The organism is Vibrio sp. 1069, from assembly GCF_033340555.1.
In genome coordinates, this window is sequence record NZ_JAWOWP010000775.1 from 1 (window position 1) to 557 (window position 557).

Genomic DNA, 557 nt, shown 5'->3' on the forward strand with positions numbered 1-557 from the left:
GACAAGTGCAGACAGCATTACTGGTAGGCAGTAATTCAAATACTGCTTGGCTAAGGCAATCTGAGGCAGAGCAAGGGTGTAACGGTTGATGATGTGTAACCAAACAAATTGCATGACCGCTGCGATAAGACCGCCAATCAACACCGAGATGACATGCGGGTGCAGCGCAAGCGCCGCGACGATAAACGTGACTTGCAGTAGAGTCGTCGTCACCATCACTTGAAGCAGTGTTTTGGCTTTATCATCTTGAGTGCGCAGCCAAGCCGTGCCAATCGCAATGCTGCCTTCCAGAACAATGGTAAGCGTGACAACAGCAAATTCGATGTGCGTAAAAGGTTCAGGAATAGGGAGCAACGCAATCAGTAACAGGAGAATCGCAGCCACCGCGCCGGCGATCAGCACCGACAATGAATAAAGTTGGTTGAGAGAAACGGTTCTTTTTTGTGCGTCTTTCTCCACGCCGACAAAACGATAGAGTGCTTCGTGCAAAGCAAAGCTGACCAACAAGGTTGTCACTACGCCAAAAGTGGTCAGTAGCTCGAGTTTGCCCATTTGCT

Annotated in this window: 1 pseudogene; it reads right to left on the reverse strand. The window is 49.6% G+C overall.

Annotation, left to right across the window (positions count from 1 at the left end):
* Nucleotides 1-557 (reverse strand): annotated as a pseudogene (locus tag R7040_RS28980) (lipopolysaccharide biosynthesis protein); the annotation flags it as partial.